Source organism: Nostoc sp. (assembly GCF_036917275.1).
GTDB lineage: Bacteria > Cyanobacteriota > Cyanobacteriia > Cyanobacteriales > Nostocaceae > Nostoc.
This window is the reverse complement of sequence record NZ_JBALDF010000050.1, coordinates 1-16,845: the sequence shown is the minus strand read 5'-3', so window position 1 is coordinate 16,845 and position 16,845 is coordinate 1. Positions and strand designations below refer to the sequence as shown.

The following is a 16,845-nucleotide window of genomic DNA, read 5'->3' as shown; positions in this document are numbered from 1 at the left end:
TACAATGCCAATGCATCCCGATACAATCTTAATGCGTTCCTCTGCAATGCCAATGTATCCCGATACAATGTTAATGCGTCGGCCGCAATGTTAATGCATCCTGATACAATGTTAATGCGTTGGCCGCAATGTTAATGCATCCCAATACAATGTTAATGCGTCGGCCGCATTGTTAATGCATCCCCCTGCGTTAAAAACGCTACGCTTTTATGCAAAACTGTACTAAGACAGAATCGATCAGATTTTGCGATTTCTAGTTTGTAGTATGTTTAAGGCGATCGCTCTCAACTATTTCTGCTCAGTAAAAAATACATTGCCTCAAAATTTAGTGACATTGGGGATGTACTGTATTGTCAGGGTTTGTGAGAACTGCAACCTAAATCCGCTCTTGTGTAGCATTGGCTATCTCAATAAACTTATATAGAGTCAGTGAGATTTTCAATCCTGTTTCATAAATTTAAGTTGAGCTAAAAAAACTTCAACCCTTCTCTGAGCATAGATTCTAACAGTTAAGATCACAAATGCTTTAAAAAAGTGCCAGTATGATCTGTGACTGACAATCTGCAATTTATTTATTGCCAAAAGGCTATTTATGTCAGACCTATTTACCTTTACCGTTACCAATAAAACCGAACTGACAATTACAGAGTTATGGGTATCTGTCGATGATCAGGAGTGGGCTTCATTTAGCTTGGGTGAGTCTGGGATTCCATCAGGTCAAACAGCAACAATTGCTTGGGCTGAATATACCAATGGTTCGCCCTGCGAATGGTACATTTCTGCTGTATTTGAAGATGAATCAGAAACTGAGTCAGCCCTATTTAACTTCTGTAAAGAACCAGCTTTAACAATCGGATAAATTCTCCACTGCAATGTTGATACATGATTGCATATCGACTCAAGACATAAACAGGACTTACGCACAGGTAATGGAACGAACTACAGAGGACGCAGAGAACACGGAGGAATAAGAGTTTGAGAGGTTTTTTGCGTAAGTCCTAATAAAAACAAAAGCCCTACCTCGAAAGCATCTAGTGGAGCTTGATATTATAATTGATACAGAATCGATCAGATTTTGTGATTTCCGGTTTGTAGTATGTTTAAGCCGATCGCTCTCAACATAAAATCGGATGCTGAGACTGTGTAGTTTACCACCGTAGGCATCGCATTCACTATTTCAGATTTTGCGATCGCAATTTTTCAAAAGACTTAAAGCCACCGCCTCTGCAACCTTGATACCATCGATACCCGCCGAGAGAATCCCCCCTGCGTATCCCGCGCCTTCACCAGCCGGATAAAGACCGACTGTATTTAAACTTTGATAATCTTCTTGGCGTTTAATCCGAATCGGTGATGAGGTGCGAGTTTCCACCCCAGTTAACACGGCATCATCCATCGCAAATCCTTTAATTTGTTTGTCAAAAGCGAGAAGTGCTTCACGGATGGCGGCGATCGCATAATCTGGTAAACTCTGGCTCAAATCACCCAAATGTACCCCAGGTGTATAAGACGGTTTAACTGCGCCCAATGCTGTAGAGGGGCGATGGTTGAGAAAGTCTCCCACCAACTGCCCTGGAGCTTCATAAGTCCCACCGCCTAATTCAAAAGCCCGTTCTTCCAAGCGTCGTTGGAAGTCAATTCCCGCTAAGGCATTTCCCGGATAATCTGCGGGGGTGATGCCCACAACGATCGCACTATTAGCATTGCGCTCATTGCGAGAGTATTGGCTCATCCCATTGGTGACAAGTCGCCCCGGTTCTGATGCGGCTGCAACCACTAAGCCCCCTGGACACATACAGAAACTATAGACGGAGCGACCATTTTCACAGTGGTGAACCAGTTTATAATCGGCAGCACCTAAAATCTTATGACCAGCCTGAGCGCCGAAACGACATTGGTCGATCAAAGACTGGGGATGTTCCACCCGAAAGCCGATGGAAAAAGGTTTCGGCTCTATGTAAACTCCACGTTCAAATAGCATTTTGAAGGTATCGCGGGCGCTATGACCAACTGCGAGAACTACATGATCGCTAGCGATATATTCCCCACTGGCGAGGGTGACTCCTCGCACTTGTCCATTTTCGATGTTGATATCTTCCACCCGACTTTGAAAGCGAATTTCACCACCGAGGGATTCGATTTTGGCACGCATACTTTGGACGATTCCCACCAGTTTGAAAGTGCCGATGTGCGGTTTGTTGATATATAAAATTTCCGGTGAGGCTCCCGCATTCACGAGTTCGGTTAGTACCTTGCGCCCATAATGTTGAGGATCTTTGACTTGACTGTAGAGTTTGCCATCGGAGAATGTACCCGCACCACCTTCGCCAAACTGGACATTGGATTCTGGGTTGAAGTCTGATTTTTTCTTCCAAAAGTTAAAGGTATCAACGGTGCGATCGCGAACTTGTTTGCCACGTTCTAAAATGATTGGACAAAAGCCCATTTGCGCGAGCATCAAACCCGCAAACAAGCCACAAGGCCCTGTACCAATCACGATGGGGCGAATCGCTAAATTGCTCGGTGCTTGTGCCACTGGGCGATAACTCATGTCTGGCGTGGCAATCACATGAGGATCTTTTTTCAGGCGCTTGAGTAAATGAGTTTCCTGAGTCGTTTCTACATCCAGAATATAAACAAGGTTGATCTCTCCTTTCTTACGGGCATCGTAGCTACGCTTAAAGATGGAATAGCTGATCAATTCTTGGGCTGTGATTTGCAGCTTTTTGAGGATGGCAGACTTGATCTCATCTTCAGGATGATCAAGCGGGAGCTTTACTTCTGTTAGTCGTAACATAGCGAGGAGAAATTCATACTGTCTATTAAAATCTTAATCAAAATCACTGTGACGCGTTAGCGTAGCTGACTGTAGGCATCGCTGATTTCCTTCGGGGCTTAAACGTGAGTTCGATAAACCTCTCTCTGCTTTTAACTTTAGTTCAAGTCTGTCCCTCTGCGATTCGGCTACGGTGTACACACAAGTCCTAAAAATTTAGCTTGACAAGGCTTTCCTTATTCTCATGCAAAGCATTGTTAGTTGATGCGTTGGCATTGTTAGTCGATGCGTTGGCATTGTCAGTTGATGCATTGGCATTGTTAGTCGATGCAATGGCATTGTCAGTCGATGCATTGGCATTGTTAGTCGATGCATTGGCATTGTCAGTCGATGCATTGGCATTGTCAGTCGATACATTGGCATTGCAGGTTAAGAGATTTGTGTACACTCTAGTTCCGATTCAGAGAGGGACGGTTTTGGGTAGTAAAATTTCTTAGAGGTCTTTTTATAATGGCTAATTAGATAGATAAGATATTAGGACTTACGCAAAAATTGCCAACTTCGCTTAATTTATCGAACCGCCAAGACGAGGCAGTGCGTTGGGCGGCTCTGCCGACTTGAAGCAACTGCCGTGCCAAGAACGCCAAGAATCGTAGAGTGTGCGTAAGTCCTAGATATAACCCGTCGAACTCACGTTAAATAAGACTGACAGCCGCCTCTAACATTCGTATTGTCCCAAGTTCAGCATTTATTTCCACTTCTACACCGATTGGCAAGGTAAATTTATCTTTAATATGACCAATCATTGAACCATACCAAGCAGGAATACCTAAAGGAAGTATGTGTTGTTGCAATACTTGCATTAAGGTAAATGATGGTTCATCCCCAAGACTACATTTAGTGCATTGCCCAAAGATAAAGCCAGCAATTTGGTTCAGGATCCCAGCAATTTTTAACTGCGTCAGCATCCTATCTATACGATAAACATCCTCGCCAATTTCTTCCACAAACAAAATGCTTTTGTTCCAAGAAGGTAGGTAAGGTGAACCTACCATTGCTGATAAAACTGACAAGTTTCCACCCACAAGTTTACCCCTCGCCTTTCCCGGTGCTATTATCTCCATCCGCACTTCGCTAGGGTTGAGATTTTGCATAGTCACTGCTTCAGCATTAAATAGGATGCGCTTGAAGTAATCGACTGTAAATTGATTCCAGGTAGAGGTAGCAACTGGCCCATGAAAAGTAATCATTTGACTACGGGCATTAATTGCTAACAACAGCGTCGTAATATCGCTGTAACCGATGATAATTTTCGGATGGGAGCGGATCAGCGAGTAGTTTAGTAGGGGTAAAATGCGATTACAACCCCAGCCACCACGCATGGGGATAATTGCTTTTATGGAGCGATCGCTAAACATCAAGTTTACATCATCGGCGCGATCGGCATCTTTCCCCGCTAAATAGCCGTAACGATCTAAAATATGTTTCCCCTGCTTGACTTTTAACCCTAACTGTGAAATTGATTGCTGCACTGCTTCGATGTCTTTGACATCAACGATACCCGCAGGGGCGATTAATCCTACGGTATCGCCCACTTGCAGGCACGGCGGCTTGCGAATGGTGTTTGGGGGTAGCTTACTTTGGGCGGTAAGTGGTGATATTTGGGTGGCTAGGGTAGCCATTCCACAGGTTGTGAGAAATTGCCGACGTTTGATAAGGATAACCATTGAGTTGGAGACTGGGGATTAGGAACAGTGACAAATTTTGCTGGAGACTCAAACCTAATCAAGAGTAAATTCGGTTTCTTGCAAGAGGCTTATAGCAAGCCTAAATCATTCATCAAAAAGTTAGATCCCCGACTTCTAAAAGAAGTTGGGGATCTGAATACCGCGAATTTTCACAAATCAAATAGGATTACAATATCTAAAATTAAATCTTTTGTACCACATTGGAAATCATAAATCCATTGTTAGCAAACTTACCATCAGTATCAAATAAATCACCAATTACAGGCAAAATATGATCATACAATTGCATTGCATTTAAACAACTATTGATGCTAGAAGCGGCTGAATTATATCCTGCAATATTTTTTTCAAGAACACTCAATAATTGCCGATTATTCGCAATTTTTTCTTCAGCTTCTTGTTGCAGTGTTTTCTCTAAATAAGCACGCGCCTGGGGGTATTGCTGCAAAATTGTATCTGCTTGCTGATCTGCCATTGGTAACAACTGAGTTTTGAGCGTTTGGTTGATGGTTTGACGGAAAGATTTCCGAATAGTTTGAGAAACTTTTGGTTCAAAATCTAACTTCAATAATTGCCTAATTGCTGGTTCTGCTTCTACGATACTTTCAGCGTCGTAACCTTGAGAAGTTTGTAATAAAGTCTGGCGAAATTGATATATAGAAAAAGTGCCTTCATCATAAAACCTCGGACTTTCGCGCACGAAGCGATCGCACTCTACGCTAGCTGCACTCAGCAGTGCTTGAGTAACTAATTTTTCTAAAATTCTGATCTCTTGTTCAATTCCACCATCATTATCTAACAAACGATATAACTGGCGATAATATTCTGACTTGCGAACCTTTTCAATCAACCGTTGGAAAAAATTGGCGGCTAATTGCTGAGAAGATTCAACCAAAATATCTTCTAATTGATTTGCTAAGTAATAAAATGCCTCTACTAAAATAGCAATTAAAGGTGCAGTAGCGTTGCGAGGATGGCTGATGGTTGCACGTCGATAAGCAGAAGCTACAGAAAAAGTATCTAGCAATTCATCCAAACGGCGAATCATTCGTGATTGCAATTGCTTAAAATCTGCTTCAAAAGCATCGCAGGAATTATTAATTATTTGGTTGATTTCTTGTGTGATATGCTCAATAAATTCTCTACCAACTTGCTGTAATTGCTGATTTAGACGTTGCAACTCTTGCGCCTTCATCATCTCAATTTCTTGGGGCTGACTATCTAAATCACGTTGCACACTTTGATAATGTTTATTCAGCTTAATACAAACATCTTCCAAATCATCAGCAAGATTTTTAAATAATTGTGGACGCTTTTCTTCTGTAAGATAGCGAGTTATAGCTGTGCGAAATTCCTCAGTTCCACTATCTTGAATCAGCTTTTCTATCAGCTCATTTCCCCAATCTCCCAGAATCCGCACATAATTTTGATTTGGGGTTTCAAAGCCGTTAACAGAGACACGGAATTTACTGGAAGACAGCTTTCCTGAATTTACACAGTAGTTGTTAAACGCATAGACAAATTGTGGTGTTTCTTCTTTACCATTTAAACCTTTAATACTTTCTGCAAAAACAGAATCTAAACCAAATCTATCTCGTTGGCTTGTCTGTTTAATCTGACTGCCGTAAAATCCTAATAATCCACTCGTTTTATAAACCTTGCTTGAATTACCAAATTGTCCACTAATTAAATCGTCTAATCGCTGCCGTAGTTGGGTATTATACCAAGTTTCATCGATGCGGTTGAAGATATAGAAAACGCGATCGCGTACTCCCCCATTCTTCCGCATTAATTCCAAAAGTTCTGTTTCTTCTTTTGTCATATCACCCGCCGAAGCAGGTTTTAGCACACACACCACCGCTGAAGTATCAGGATCTTGAATTTTAGCATAAGTTAATTGTGCATCTTTCTCCACTGGTGCATCTATACCCGGCGTGTCGATAATTACATTACCATCTTCTAGTAGAGGATGATTACAGTAATATTCTATCCGTTTCAATACGGCACTATTACTACCACGACGCGCATATCCAGCAGCTTGTTTGAGGTTGTCAAAGTGAAATTGCTCCATTGAATATGTAGCATTATTAACCGTGTTGATGCGATCGCGGTTGCTTATATATCCCTCTAGCAATAATATTAACGCCTTCGCCTGTTTTGCCCGTTCTGATTTACTCTCACCACCTTCCTGCTGAATAATAACTTCGCAATCTTGACATAGCAACTTAATTACCTCAGCTTGGTTAATATTAGTTACTGTCTTAAATCCTAGCTGTTGACACAAATAAACTGCTTGTTCCCGAATCTCTACTTCACTTAAAAACGTCAAAACAACACGTTCTTGATCTACTTCTGCATACTCTATTTTGCATTCTGTACCTGTAGCGTGTCCCTCTGCACTGTACAGTAATTCTCTCTCCAATAGTGCATTGATTAGCATTGATTTACCAGCACTAAATGCACCCGCAAACACAATCTCAAACTTTGGAGAAATAGCCTTACTTAGGGAAGTTTGTATAGGTGTAATATCTTGGGAACGTAACGTGGGTTCTTGCTGTAAAAGTTGTAATATAGATTTAACCTGCTCTTTCAAGTTTTGGCACTGAAGCGGTAAATCTGACATATTCAGCATCCTGATAATATTTATGTATATATTAATAATATTTATTAGGGTATGGCTCAGTAAAATTTCTGAGAAAATTAATGCTGTTTAGTTGCTTGATATTACCTAAATGATTAATTAAAGACTATTGACTAATGAAAAGTTTTGCGATCAGATTAAATAAAACCCCATGACTATTTAAAATAAAGCTTAAAAAATTTTGTCAAACAGGAATACATCAAAGCAAGGTTTATATTAAGTGCCATTGGTAGCCTAGAAAAAGCAAAAATTCGCTTTGCTAATCAAGTCATTAGTGCAGTATTAATCAAAAAATTTGAAATCGTCACCCTCAATAGGACAATAGCAACTATCTGACTTTTCACGGCATCTGGAAAACCTCTCTCTAAATCTCTCTCCTAAAAGGAGAGAGACTTTGAATTTTCCCCCTTCCCGCGTCGGGAAGGGGGTTAGGGGGTTAGGTTTTTGGTGGACTTTTCCACATAACCTGAATTGTCAGACACAAAGAGAAGTCTGATTATGACGTTGACGAGGGCAACCCATGCGCCTCACCGTAGTCGGTGAGTTGCTTTTTACTGATGCTCAAAAAAGCATCTACTCAATTTTCAAGTTGAAAGGCAAGCGGGCGTAAACCCCCTGTGGATCGTTCATCTTTTGCAGAATCTCTACTTCCTGTTGCAGTTTTTGGAATTCAGCAGTAAGGGGATTGGCTGATTTGAGTTGCGCCCCCTCAATTCCTAAAGCAGTCCGCGCCTCTTCAGTTGCGCGCCCAAAAAACCGTTCTCCGAAGTTGTTAGTGCGAGGAAACTCTTGCACTTCCCAGTCTTCTCCTAGTTTCGCCTGCTTGGCAGCATATGCGATCGCAGTGTTCAAACCGCCAATTTCATCCACCAAACCAATTTCCTTAGCTGCCACACCTGACCAAACTCTTCCTTGGGCAATTTCTGCTACTTTTTGTTCTGGGAGTTTGCGACCTTGAGAAACTTTATTCAGAAACATATCATAAATGCGGTTAACACTGCGCTGATAAAGTGCCAACTCTTGAGGCGATTTCGGACGCGAAACTGTTTGACTATCAGCATAGCGTGCAGTTTTCACTGAATCCCAAGTGATGCCATTATCATTCGCCAGCTTTTGCCCATTGAATAGCAACCCAAATACACCTATTGAGCCTGTAATGGTATTTGGTTCGGCAAAAATGCGGTTAGAGTCGCTAGCAATCCAATAACCACCAGAGGCGGCCACATCACCCATTGAGACTACAACTGGTTTAGCCTCACGAGTTAATTTGATTTCTCGCTGCATCACTTCAGCTGCGGTAGCACTACCACCAGGACTATTAATCCGTAATACAACAGCCTTCACATCCTTATCTTGTCGGAGTTTGTTGAAGATTTTGGCAAAGCGATCGCCTCCTATTTGCCCATCATCACCTTTACCATCGACAATCTCGCCCTCAGCATAAACAACGGCAATTTGATTTTTTGAGTTCCGTTCTACACCGAAAGATTTGCCGGAAACTTCTGCGTAGCTATTCAAGCTAATTTGTCGGAATGTTTTGTCGTCTTTATCGCTATCTGTCAACTTTTTGAGATCAGTCACAACTTCATCGGGGTATGCTACTCGATCAACTAAACCGCTAGTTTTGGCTTGTGTGGCTTCCAGTAGCGCCTGATTATCTGCGATCGCTTGCAACTGATTAGGTTCAATTTTCCGACTTGCGCCCACAGCAGTGCGCCACTCTCCCCAAACATCATCCAATAATTTCTGAGTTTGTTCCCGGTTTTCTGGACTCAATTTTGTGAGGATAAACGGTTCAACAGCTCCTTTAAATTTCCCCACCCGCACAACTTGAACACCAATGCCATATTTCTGCAATCCTCCTGCTAAAAACATCGATTGTGAACTCAAACCGTTGACTTCCATCATTCCCAGAGGATTAAGTACAATGGAATCTGCCACTGAACTGACGTAATATTCCTTTTTACTCCAATCACTGCCATAGGCCACAATCTTTTTCCCAGCAGCGCGAAACTCCTCCAACGCTTTCCGAATTTCTTTAAGGGAGGCATAGCCGACACTATTAACTTGGCTTGTGCTAGTTGCATCCAGGTAGATTCCGACAATTCGCGGATCGCGCCGCGCTTTTTCCAAAGTTTCTACAACTTTGCGGAGTGATATCCTTTCGTCGTCCACACCTGATATTGTGTTTTGAAACAGTTCACCTGAACTAGGTTCGCTATCAGTAATTTTCATTGACAAGTCAAAAACTAGCACTGACTTATTTTTCACGTTTGGCCCAGTATCTTTAGAGGAGGTAGCAGCCATTATTAGCAAGAACAGTCCAGTGGTTCCTAGACCACCGAAAATAATTAGTCCTAGTAAGGTGCCAATTAAACTAGCAAAAGTTTGTTTGATAAAATTACGCATTAGTTATTAGTTATTAGTTATTGGGCATTGAGCATTGGGGACCTACTTAATTTATTCTATGCGCTGTAAACTGTTAGAGTGCTTTAACTGATACAAGGTGGCATTGCCAGTGCAAAATAAGACTGTGGTGATTTCAGCGATTAATACTTCAGCTAGTTCCGCTACTGCTGCCTCTGATGTTGCTGCTGCTTGCAAAAAAGGCATTGCTAAACCAGCTATATCTGCTCCCAAGGCGATCGCTGCTGCAACATCCAATCCATGACGCAAACCTCCCGAAGCAATTAAGGGCACATTTGGAGCGATCGCTCTAATAGTTGTAATGCACTCTGCCGTCGGTAAACCCCAATCGGCAAAAGTTCTCCCTAAACGACGTTGCAAGGGATTTTCTGCCCGTTCACTTTCTACTTTTGCCCAAGAAGTACCCCCCGCACCCGCCACATCAATTGCTGCTACCCCAGCGGCGATCAGTTTCTCGGCGATCGCTGCTGAAATGCCGTTACCAACTTCCTTCGCAATTACTGGCACTGGCATTTTGCCACACAATTTAGATATTTTGTCAAGCAAACCCCGAAAATTAGTATCACCTTTGGGTTGAATGCACTCTTGTAGAGGGTTAATGTGTAAAATCAGGGCATCAGCCTCTAGGATATCAACTACCCGCAAACATTCATCTAAGCCATACTTATAGTTAAGTTGCACAGCGCCCAAGTTCGCAAATAGCAGAACATCGGGGGCATACTTGCGGACAGCAAAAGTATCAGCCACCTGGGGTTTTTCCACCGCTACCCGTTGGGAACCAACACCCATTGCAATTTTGTAGTATTGCGCGACTTCGGCCAAACGTTGGTTAATGATTGCGGCTTGTTCTGTTCCGCCAGTCATAGAAGAAATTAACAAGGGTGCGCCAAGGTGTTTCCCCAGAAAACTTGTACTGATATCAATATCGTCGGGGTTTAGTTCGGGTAAGCAAGAATGGGTGAAGCGATAGCGTTCTAGTCCATTGGTAATTTGATCACACTGAACATCCTCCTCTATACAGATCCGAATGTGATCGGCTTTGCGATTCTGAGTTTGTGCAGAGATATTGGTAGGGGCGTTCACTGGTGGGTATGGCTAAAAGTATTTGCGATCGCTATTGTTACATTGTCTGCAATCGTCTTTTTACAACAAAAATATTTATTTTCGCTATCTTTAGTCAGATCGTACTGTAACAGTAGTTGGCAATTCTCAGGCGGTGTCGCTCAAGATAAGTACAGAAATTCTTCGCCTGCTTACCCAAAAATCGGTAAACAAAGCCTGGGCTGTCTTTGCTTACCCTTGGCACAATAGGGTTTCGGCTTTTTAGAGCCGTTTGACGGAACCACCAACAATGCAAAAGATTTTCTTTACAGCACTTTGCAAGTAAATGAAGTACACCCTTCTCTTGCTTGTGGCTGCGGTGAATTACCCCCCTTAATCTCCCTGTTTATTGGGGGGAAAAATAAATCTAGTTCCCTCCCCAATATATCGGGGAGGGTTAGGGTGGGGTATTTTTATACCTCACCAACTTACAATCTGCTGTATCGTTGAAACCAGTCTAAAATTTCCCACCAATGGAAAGGCGATGTCTACGACGGGCAACTCTTCGAGACGCGCAAGGAACGCCTACGCAAATTCTTTGACTAAATTCCATACTCCCTGAACTTTATTAATAATCAATAGTTGTATGTGCTAACTATTGATTATTAACAAAGTTTTATATCTGATTTGTTTAGCAGTTTCGCACTCCTGATTAGTCCAAACTCCAGTAAAAACTGATAATTATTCAGTTTAAAAGTACATTTATATAGTAAAATAGCGATGCGATTTACCTATTACTCTTGTTTTTAGAGTTTCCGATTCTATTTTCAAAATTTTCTCAGATCAAGTTATTTTTTACAATCGCAGTTGTTATATAAAATATAACAGTAACTAGAAGACGAATCATGCCAATACTTCGTATCCTTCATTTAGCTGGGTCTCCATCCAATGATTTTTACTGTGAATTGTCACGTAATTACGCCCAAAGCTGTATAATTGCTACAGCAAATTCATCGCTCTATGAATTTCTGATTGCATACATCACACCTGATGGTCAGTGGCGATTTCCTTCCTCTCTGAGTCTTGAAGATATTGCTGTCGCCAAACCGGTTTCTCTGTTAGATGCCATACAGTTTATAACAGCGCAAAACATTGACGTTATGTTGCCACAAATGTTTTGTCTCCCTGGAATGACTGAGTACCGGGCACTATTCGACCTGCTTAAAATCCCTTACATAGGCAATACTGCCGATGTTATGGCATTAACGGCTCATAAAGCCAGAACCAAAGCAATTGTCGCAGCAGCAGGGGTGAAAGTGCCTTCTGGAGAACTGCTCCGCCAAGGAGACGTTCCAACAATTACACCTCCAGCAGTCATCAAACCCGCAAATGCCGACAACTCTTTAGGGGTGTCCTTAGTTAAAGAAAAGAGTGAGTATGAGGCTGCCTTGAAGAAAGCATTTGAATTTGCAGATGAGGTAATCGTAGAAACATTCATTGAAGCCGGTCGAGAAGTCAGATGCGGTGCCATTGTCAAAGATGGAGAGCTAATCGGTTTACCCCTTGAAGAGTATCAAATAGACCCCCAAAACAGACCCATCCGCAGCTATACTGACAAATTCAAAATACCCATCGAGGGGGACTTGGCTTCAACTGCTAAAAATTATGTCCCAGGTTGGATTGTAGATATTAATGACCCGATCACGCAAAAGGTTCAGCAGGAAGTTAAGAAGTGTCATTTGGCTTTGGGCTGTCGCCATTATAGTTTATTTGACTTCCGGATCGACCCACAGGGACAACCTTGGTTCTTAGAAGCCGGATTGTTTTGTATTTTTGACCACAAAGCGGTGATTTCCTGTACGGCGAATAGAGCGGGAATTCCTTTAAATGAGCTATTTATGACGATGATAAATCAAGCGTTGAACATCAACTGATGTGCAAAAAATCACCTTATTAGCTTTCTTCTAACTTGGAAGAAGCTAATAAGCATTTAATGCAACATATTGCTTATTTCCTTTATTTTTATCTAGCGACGCCACTTAATCACTAACTTGTTACAATTACAACTATGAGAGAGCAGATTTTTGCAATATTCCAAAACTTGGGCACTCTTGCATTACTGGCGATCGCATTTCCCTTTAACTGCACCCTCGTACTCGCATCGTTGCTGTGGAATTTTTTCAGCCGACTGTTCAGCAAGCAAGTGGTTTTGAACGAGAATCCGAAAAATATCTTGATCGGTGGTGGTAGAATGACCAAAACCCTTCAGCTAGCGCGATCATTTCACGCTGCTGGGCATCGAGTCATTTTATTTGATCTTAGCCAATACTGGTTCAGTGGTTATCGATTTTCCAACGCTGTGGCTGGCTTTTACACAGTTCCTGACTCGCAAGAAGACTTAGAAGGTTATACTCAAGCCGTGCGGGCGATCGCCAAAAAAGAAAACATAGACTTTTTTGTGCCGGTAGGCATTTTTGCAGCCAGCTACTTTGACTCTGAGCGCAAGCCAGTGTTATCAGGCTATTGCGAGAATTTCCACTTCGATGCTGATACAATGAAGATGCTCGATAACAAGTTTACCTTTGCAGAAAAAGCAGCCTCACTCTCGCTATCTGTCCCGAAAACTTTCCTAATTACAGATTCGGAACAAGTTCTTAAATTTGACTTTGCCAACGAAAAGCACAAATATATTCTCAAAAGTATTGTTTATGACTCTGTTTTACGCTTGGATCTAACCAAGCTACCAATGGAGTCTTACGAAAAAATGGCGCTTCATCTTAAAAGTAAGCCAATTAGTAAAGATAACCCTTGGATATTGCAAGAGTTTATTCCTGGAACAGAATATTGTACTCACAGTACAGTGAGAAATGGGAAATTAACGGTACACTGTTGCTGCAAATCATCTGCTTTTCAAGTCAATTACGAAAACGTTGATCACCCAGAAATTCAAGAGTGGGTGAGTCATTTTGTTAAAGAATTACAACTAACTGGACAAATTTCTTTTGACTTCATTCAGGCAGAAGATGGAACAATTTATGCGATTGAGTGCAACGCTCGCGCTCACTCTGCAATTACAATGTATTACAACCATCCCGGTTTAGCGGATGCCTATCTTAATCAAGAGCCTCTGGCTGAACCTCTGCAACCTCTAAGTGATAGTAAGCCTACTTATTGGCTTTATCACGAACTTTGGAGACTTAATGAAATTAGATCGTTAAAGCAGTTACAAAAGTGGTTTAAAAATATTTTACGAGGAAAAGATGCAATCTTTGAAGTTAACGATCCACTACCGTTCTTAATGGTACATCATTGGTACATTCCTTTGCTGCTACTCGATAGTTTGCGCTCCTTAAGAACTTGGGTGAGGATTGATTTTTGCATCGGGAAACTCATCCAGTTTGGAGAAGACGTAAAATATAAAACCTTTACAACCCCTAAGTAATAGTCAGCCTACTTATTGGTTTTGACTATGCCAATTCATCTGGTGACACTTGCCAACGACAATTGGTTAGCTTTTATTGGATTCATCTGTGTGGACAACACATTGCTTCAAGGGCAAGTTGACTTTCGCTCACAGGAGCGATCCAAAAATCGAAAAATGATGATTCACAGTCCCGTGTAAGTGTTCGGTGTCAATTCGAGACGGGTTGACGATCATCATATATGCGAGTGGAGGAAAGCATGGAAGCAAGGGCAGGCTCGTATCTGCTTGTCTCCTTAATCTTTTTTGATCCACCAGCGAATGATTCCACTATTATGTAACAATTATAATTATGAGAAAGCATATTTTTGTAGTGTTCCAAAACTTGGGCACTCTTGTATTACTAGCGATCGCATTTCCCTTAAACTGCATCGTCGTCTTAACATCGCTACTGTGGAGCTTTCTTAAGCAACCATTCAGTAAGTCAACTGTTGTTAACCCCAATTCCAAAAATATCTTGATTGCTGGCGCTAGAATGACTAAAACCCTTCAACTAGCGCGTTCGTTTCATGCAGCAGGGCATCGAGTTATTATAATTGACATTGAGAAATTCTGGTCAAGTGGTAATAAATATTCCAACTCTGTTGCAGGCTTTTATACCGTTCCCGATCCCAGCAAAGATTTAGAAGGTTACGTTAAAACCCTACATGCGATCGCCAAAAAAGAAAAGATCGACTTTTTTATCCCGGTAGCCATTTTTTCTGTCATCCACTACGATCAAGGCAAGCCACCATTACCAGAGTTTTGTGAGTTTTTCCACTTTGATGCTGATGTCACGAAGCTCCTAGATGACAAGTTTGCCTTTGCCGAAACAGCGCGATCGTTCGGTTTATCTGTCCCCAAATCCTTCAAAATTACCAATCCCGAACAAGTCATCAACTTTGACTTTTCTCAGGAGAAGTGCAAATACATTCTTAAAAGCATCCCCTACGATCAAATACGTCGCTTAAATCTCACCAAGCTACCTTGCGATACACATGCACAAACAGCAGCATTTGTCAATAGTCTGCCCATCAGTGAGGAGAATCCCTGGATTATGCAGGAATTCATTCCTGGAAAGGAATACTGCACTCACACTACCGCGCGAGATGGAGAATCAAGAATGTATTGCTGCTGTGAGTCATCCGCCTTTCAAGTCAACTACGAAAACGTTGATCAGCTAGAAATTATGCAATGGGCGAGTCATTTTACCAAAGAACTGGGAAAAACTGGGCAACTTTCCTTTGACTTCATCCAAGCAGAAGACGGAACTGTTTACGCGATTGAGTGTAACCCCCGCACTCACTCCGCCATTACTATGTTTTACAATCATTCAGGAGTAGCGGATGCCTATCTTGGTAAAGAGCCTCTAGCTGAATCTTTGCAGCCTCTTGGTGATAGTAAGCCAACCTATTGGCTGTACCACGAAGTTTGGCGGCTGAATGAGATTAGATCGTTTAAGCAACTGCAAACCTGGGTAAGAAACATCAGGCGGGGGAAAGAAGCAATTTTTGAGGTGAGTGATCCCTTACCCTTCCTGATAGTACATCATTGGCAGATTCCATTACTGATTCTCGACAATTTACGAAGACTCAAAGGTTGGATAAGAATAGACTTTAATATGGGCGAACTTATAGAGTGATACCAATCCGCATTCTAAAACGTAATATTGGTAAAATTAAAAACTAGAACAGTAATTGCCAGTAGTGGTTTCTCAGCAGCAGGTATTAACAGAAGCATTCCTAATTTTGTATTAGAATTTGTACCTGCATATAGTCCTGATTACAACATCATCGAATTAGTCTGGTATTTATGTAAGGAATACATTGCTCATTCTCTATTTCAATCAGTAGATGAGTTGAAGTATTTACTAGATAAGCCATTGAATCAGGATGAATTAGTCATTAAGTGGCATAAGAAAATCAAAAAAAAGGGAAATAGAGACTATGTTGCAATTAAAATGCCAACTAACTTAACATACTGATTTCCCCATTTTGTGAGGTTAATTAATATGGTTTTACAAACAGAAAAGCGCTACTACACCCCAGAAGAATATTTGGAATTAGAAGAGAAGGCTGAATATAAAAATGAATACAGAGACGGAGAAATTATACCTGTGACAGGAGGAACAACTAACCACAATAAAATTGCACTTAATTTTTGTAGAAAATTTCCCCTGACAGTGCAAGATCAAGCTTATGACATATATATAGGCGATGTTAAATTATCAATACCTCGTTATCGCCTTTATACTTATCCTGATGTTATAGTCATCAAAGGTAAGCCTATTTATGAGGGAACAGGTACAACAACTATTATTAATCCCTTGTTAATTGTTGAAGTCTTATCAAATTCAACTAAAAATTATGACAAAACAGATAAGTTTAAATATTATCGTTCAATTCCTGGTTTTCAGGAATATATTATGATTGATCAGTATAGTTTTGCTGTGGAACAATTTGCCAAGCAAGCAGAAGGACAATGGATTTTTAAGGAATATGAAGGTGAAGAGGCAGTTTTAGTCTTAGATTCTATCGATTTTCAAATTACCTTGCGTGATATTTATGAACGGGTTAATTTTGAGTTGATTGAGGAATAAAACAGTAGATAAATAGGGAGTCAGGGCGTAGCCGATACCTGTACCCCGACTCCCTATTTACAGCATTTTGCATCTAAATGAAGTACATCCTTACCCCCCTTAATCCCACGCCACTTGCTACAACGGAGGGAACCTCCCTTCGGGTTCAGCAGT

General features: G+C 41.4%; 11 protein-coding genes and 2 pseudogenes. 8 read left to right on the top strand and 5 right to left on the bottom strand.

The features are described 5' to 3' along the window. The first annotated feature begins 592 nt into the window (after positions 1–592). Positions 593–859, top strand: a complete 267-nt coding sequence (locus V7K35_RS18845) for a hypothetical protein (RefSeq protein ID WP_273767019.1) — start codon at positions 593–595, stop codon at positions 857–859. Between the two features lie 318 nt (positions 860–1,177). Here the strand turns inward: V7K35_RS18845 and V7K35_RS18840 are convergent, their stop codons facing one another. Then, complete coding sequence (locus tag V7K35_RS18840; protein WP_335080714.1) at positions 1,178–2,797, bottom strand: NAD(P)/FAD-dependent oxidoreductase; 1,620 nt, start codon at positions 2,795–2,797, stop codon at positions 1,178–1,180. Positions 2,798–2,997: 200 nt separating this feature from the next. On the opposite strand from V7K35_RS18840, the gene V7K35_RS18835 reads away from it, so the two are divergent. Then, positions 2,998–3,273, top strand: a complete 276-nt coding sequence (locus V7K35_RS18835) for a hypothetical protein (RefSeq protein WP_335080713.1) — start codon at positions 2,998–3,000, stop codon at positions 3,271–3,273. A gap of 198 nt (positions 3,274–3,471) precedes the next feature. Here V7K35_RS18835 and V7K35_RS18830 read toward each other — a convergent pair whose 3' ends face one another. Together V7K35_RS18830 and V7K35_RS18825 are read right to left on the bottom strand one after the other, a co-directional pair. Beyond that, the gene (locus tag V7K35_RS18830; RefSeq protein WP_335080752.1) at positions 3,472–4,497 is read right to left on the bottom strand and encodes a S66 peptidase family protein; all 1,026 of its coding nucleotides are present in this window, start codon (positions 4,495–4,497) and stop codon (positions 3,472–3,474) included. A 208-nt stretch (positions 4,498–4,705) separates the two neighbouring features. Beyond that, positions 4,706–7,147: a dynamin-like GTPase family protein gene (locus tag V7K35_RS18825; RefSeq protein ID WP_335080712.1), complete on the bottom strand. Its 2,442-nt coding sequence runs from the start codon at positions 7,145–7,147 to the stop codon at positions 4,706–4,708. A 198-nt stretch (positions 7,148–7,345) separates the two neighbouring features. Between V7K35_RS18825 and V7K35_RS18820 the strand changes: the two are divergent. Then, a pseudogene (locus V7K35_RS18820) lies at positions 7,346–7,501 on the top strand (PCC domain-containing protein); the annotation flags it as partial. 237 nt (positions 7,502–7,738) lie between these two features. On the opposite strand, the gene sppA reads toward V7K35_RS18820, so the two are convergent. Then, positions 7,739–9,574 (bottom strand): signal peptide peptidase SppA, encoded by a 1,836-nt coding sequence (gene sppA, locus V7K35_RS18815; protein WP_335080711.1) that lies wholly within the window; start codon positions 9,572–9,574, stop codon positions 7,739–7,741. A 51-nt stretch (positions 9,575–9,625) separates the two neighbouring features. After that, entirely contained in the window at positions 9,626–10,675 is a 1,050-nt protein-coding gene (fni, locus tag V7K35_RS18810; protein WP_335080710.1) for a type 2 isopentenyl-diphosphate Delta-isomerase, read from the bottom strand. An 863-nt stretch (positions 10,676–11,538) separates the two neighbouring features. On the opposite strand from fni, the gene V7K35_RS18805 reads away from it, so the two are divergent. The 5 genes and pseudogenes from V7K35_RS18805 to V7K35_RS18785 all read left to right on the top strand — a co-directional run bounded on the left by V7K35_RS18805 (position 11,539) and on the right by V7K35_RS18785 (position 16,692). Continuing rightward, positions 11,539–12,567, top strand: coding sequence for a D-alanine--D-alanine ligase family protein (locus tag V7K35_RS18805; protein ID WP_335080709.1), 1,029 nt, complete (start codon positions 11,539–11,541; stop codon positions 12,565–12,567). A gap of 134 nt (positions 12,568–12,701) precedes the next feature. Beyond that, positions 12,702–14,075: an ATP-grasp domain-containing protein gene (locus V7K35_RS18800; RefSeq protein WP_335080708.1), complete on the top strand. Its 1,374-nt coding sequence runs from the start codon at positions 12,702–12,704 to the stop codon at positions 14,073–14,075. Between the two features lie 331 nt (positions 14,076–14,406). Continuing rightward, entirely contained in the window at positions 14,407–15,735 is a 1,329-nt protein-coding gene (locus V7K35_RS18795; RefSeq protein WP_335080707.1) for an ATP-grasp enzyme, read from the top strand. An 84-nt stretch (positions 15,736–15,819) separates the two neighbouring features. Beyond that, positions 15,820–16,077, top strand: a pseudogene (locus V7K35_RS18790) (transposase); the annotation flags it as partial. A 27-nt stretch (positions 16,078–16,104) separates the two neighbouring features. Beyond that, entirely contained in the window at positions 16,105–16,692 is a 588-nt protein-coding gene (locus tag V7K35_RS18785; protein WP_335080706.1) for a Uma2 family endonuclease, read from the top strand. Positions 16,693–16,845 lie beyond the last annotated feature (153 nt).

Coding starts and splice junctions, on each gene's coding strand:
- V7K35_RS18845 (WP_273767019.1), top strand. CDS start 593: ATGTCAGACCTATTTACCTTTACCGTTACCAATAAAACCGAACTGACA.
- V7K35_RS18840 (WP_335080714.1), bottom strand. CDS start 2,797: ATGTTACGACTAACAGAAGTAAAGCTCCCGCTTGATCATCCTGAAGAT.
- V7K35_RS18825 (WP_335080712.1), bottom strand. CDS start 7,147: ATGTCAGATTTACCGCTTCAGTGCCAAAACTTGAAAGAGCAGGTTAAA.
- sppA (WP_335080711.1), bottom strand. CDS start 9,574: ATGCGTAATTTTATCAAACAAACTTTTGCTAGTTTAATTGGCACCTTA.
- V7K35_RS18805 (WP_335080709.1), top strand. CDS start 11,539: ATGCCAATACTTCGTATCCTTCATTTAGCTGGGTCTCCATCCAATGAT.
- V7K35_RS18800 (WP_335080708.1), top strand. CDS start 12,702: ATGAGAGAGCAGATTTTTGCAATATTCCAAAACTTGGGCACTCTTGCA.
- V7K35_RS18795 (WP_335080707.1), top strand. CDS start 14,407: ATGAGAAAGCATATTTTTGTAGTGTTCCAAAACTTGGGCACTCTTGTA.
- V7K35_RS18785 (WP_335080706.1), top strand. CDS start 16,105: ATGGTTTTACAAACAGAAAAGCGCTACTACACCCCAGAAGAATATTTG.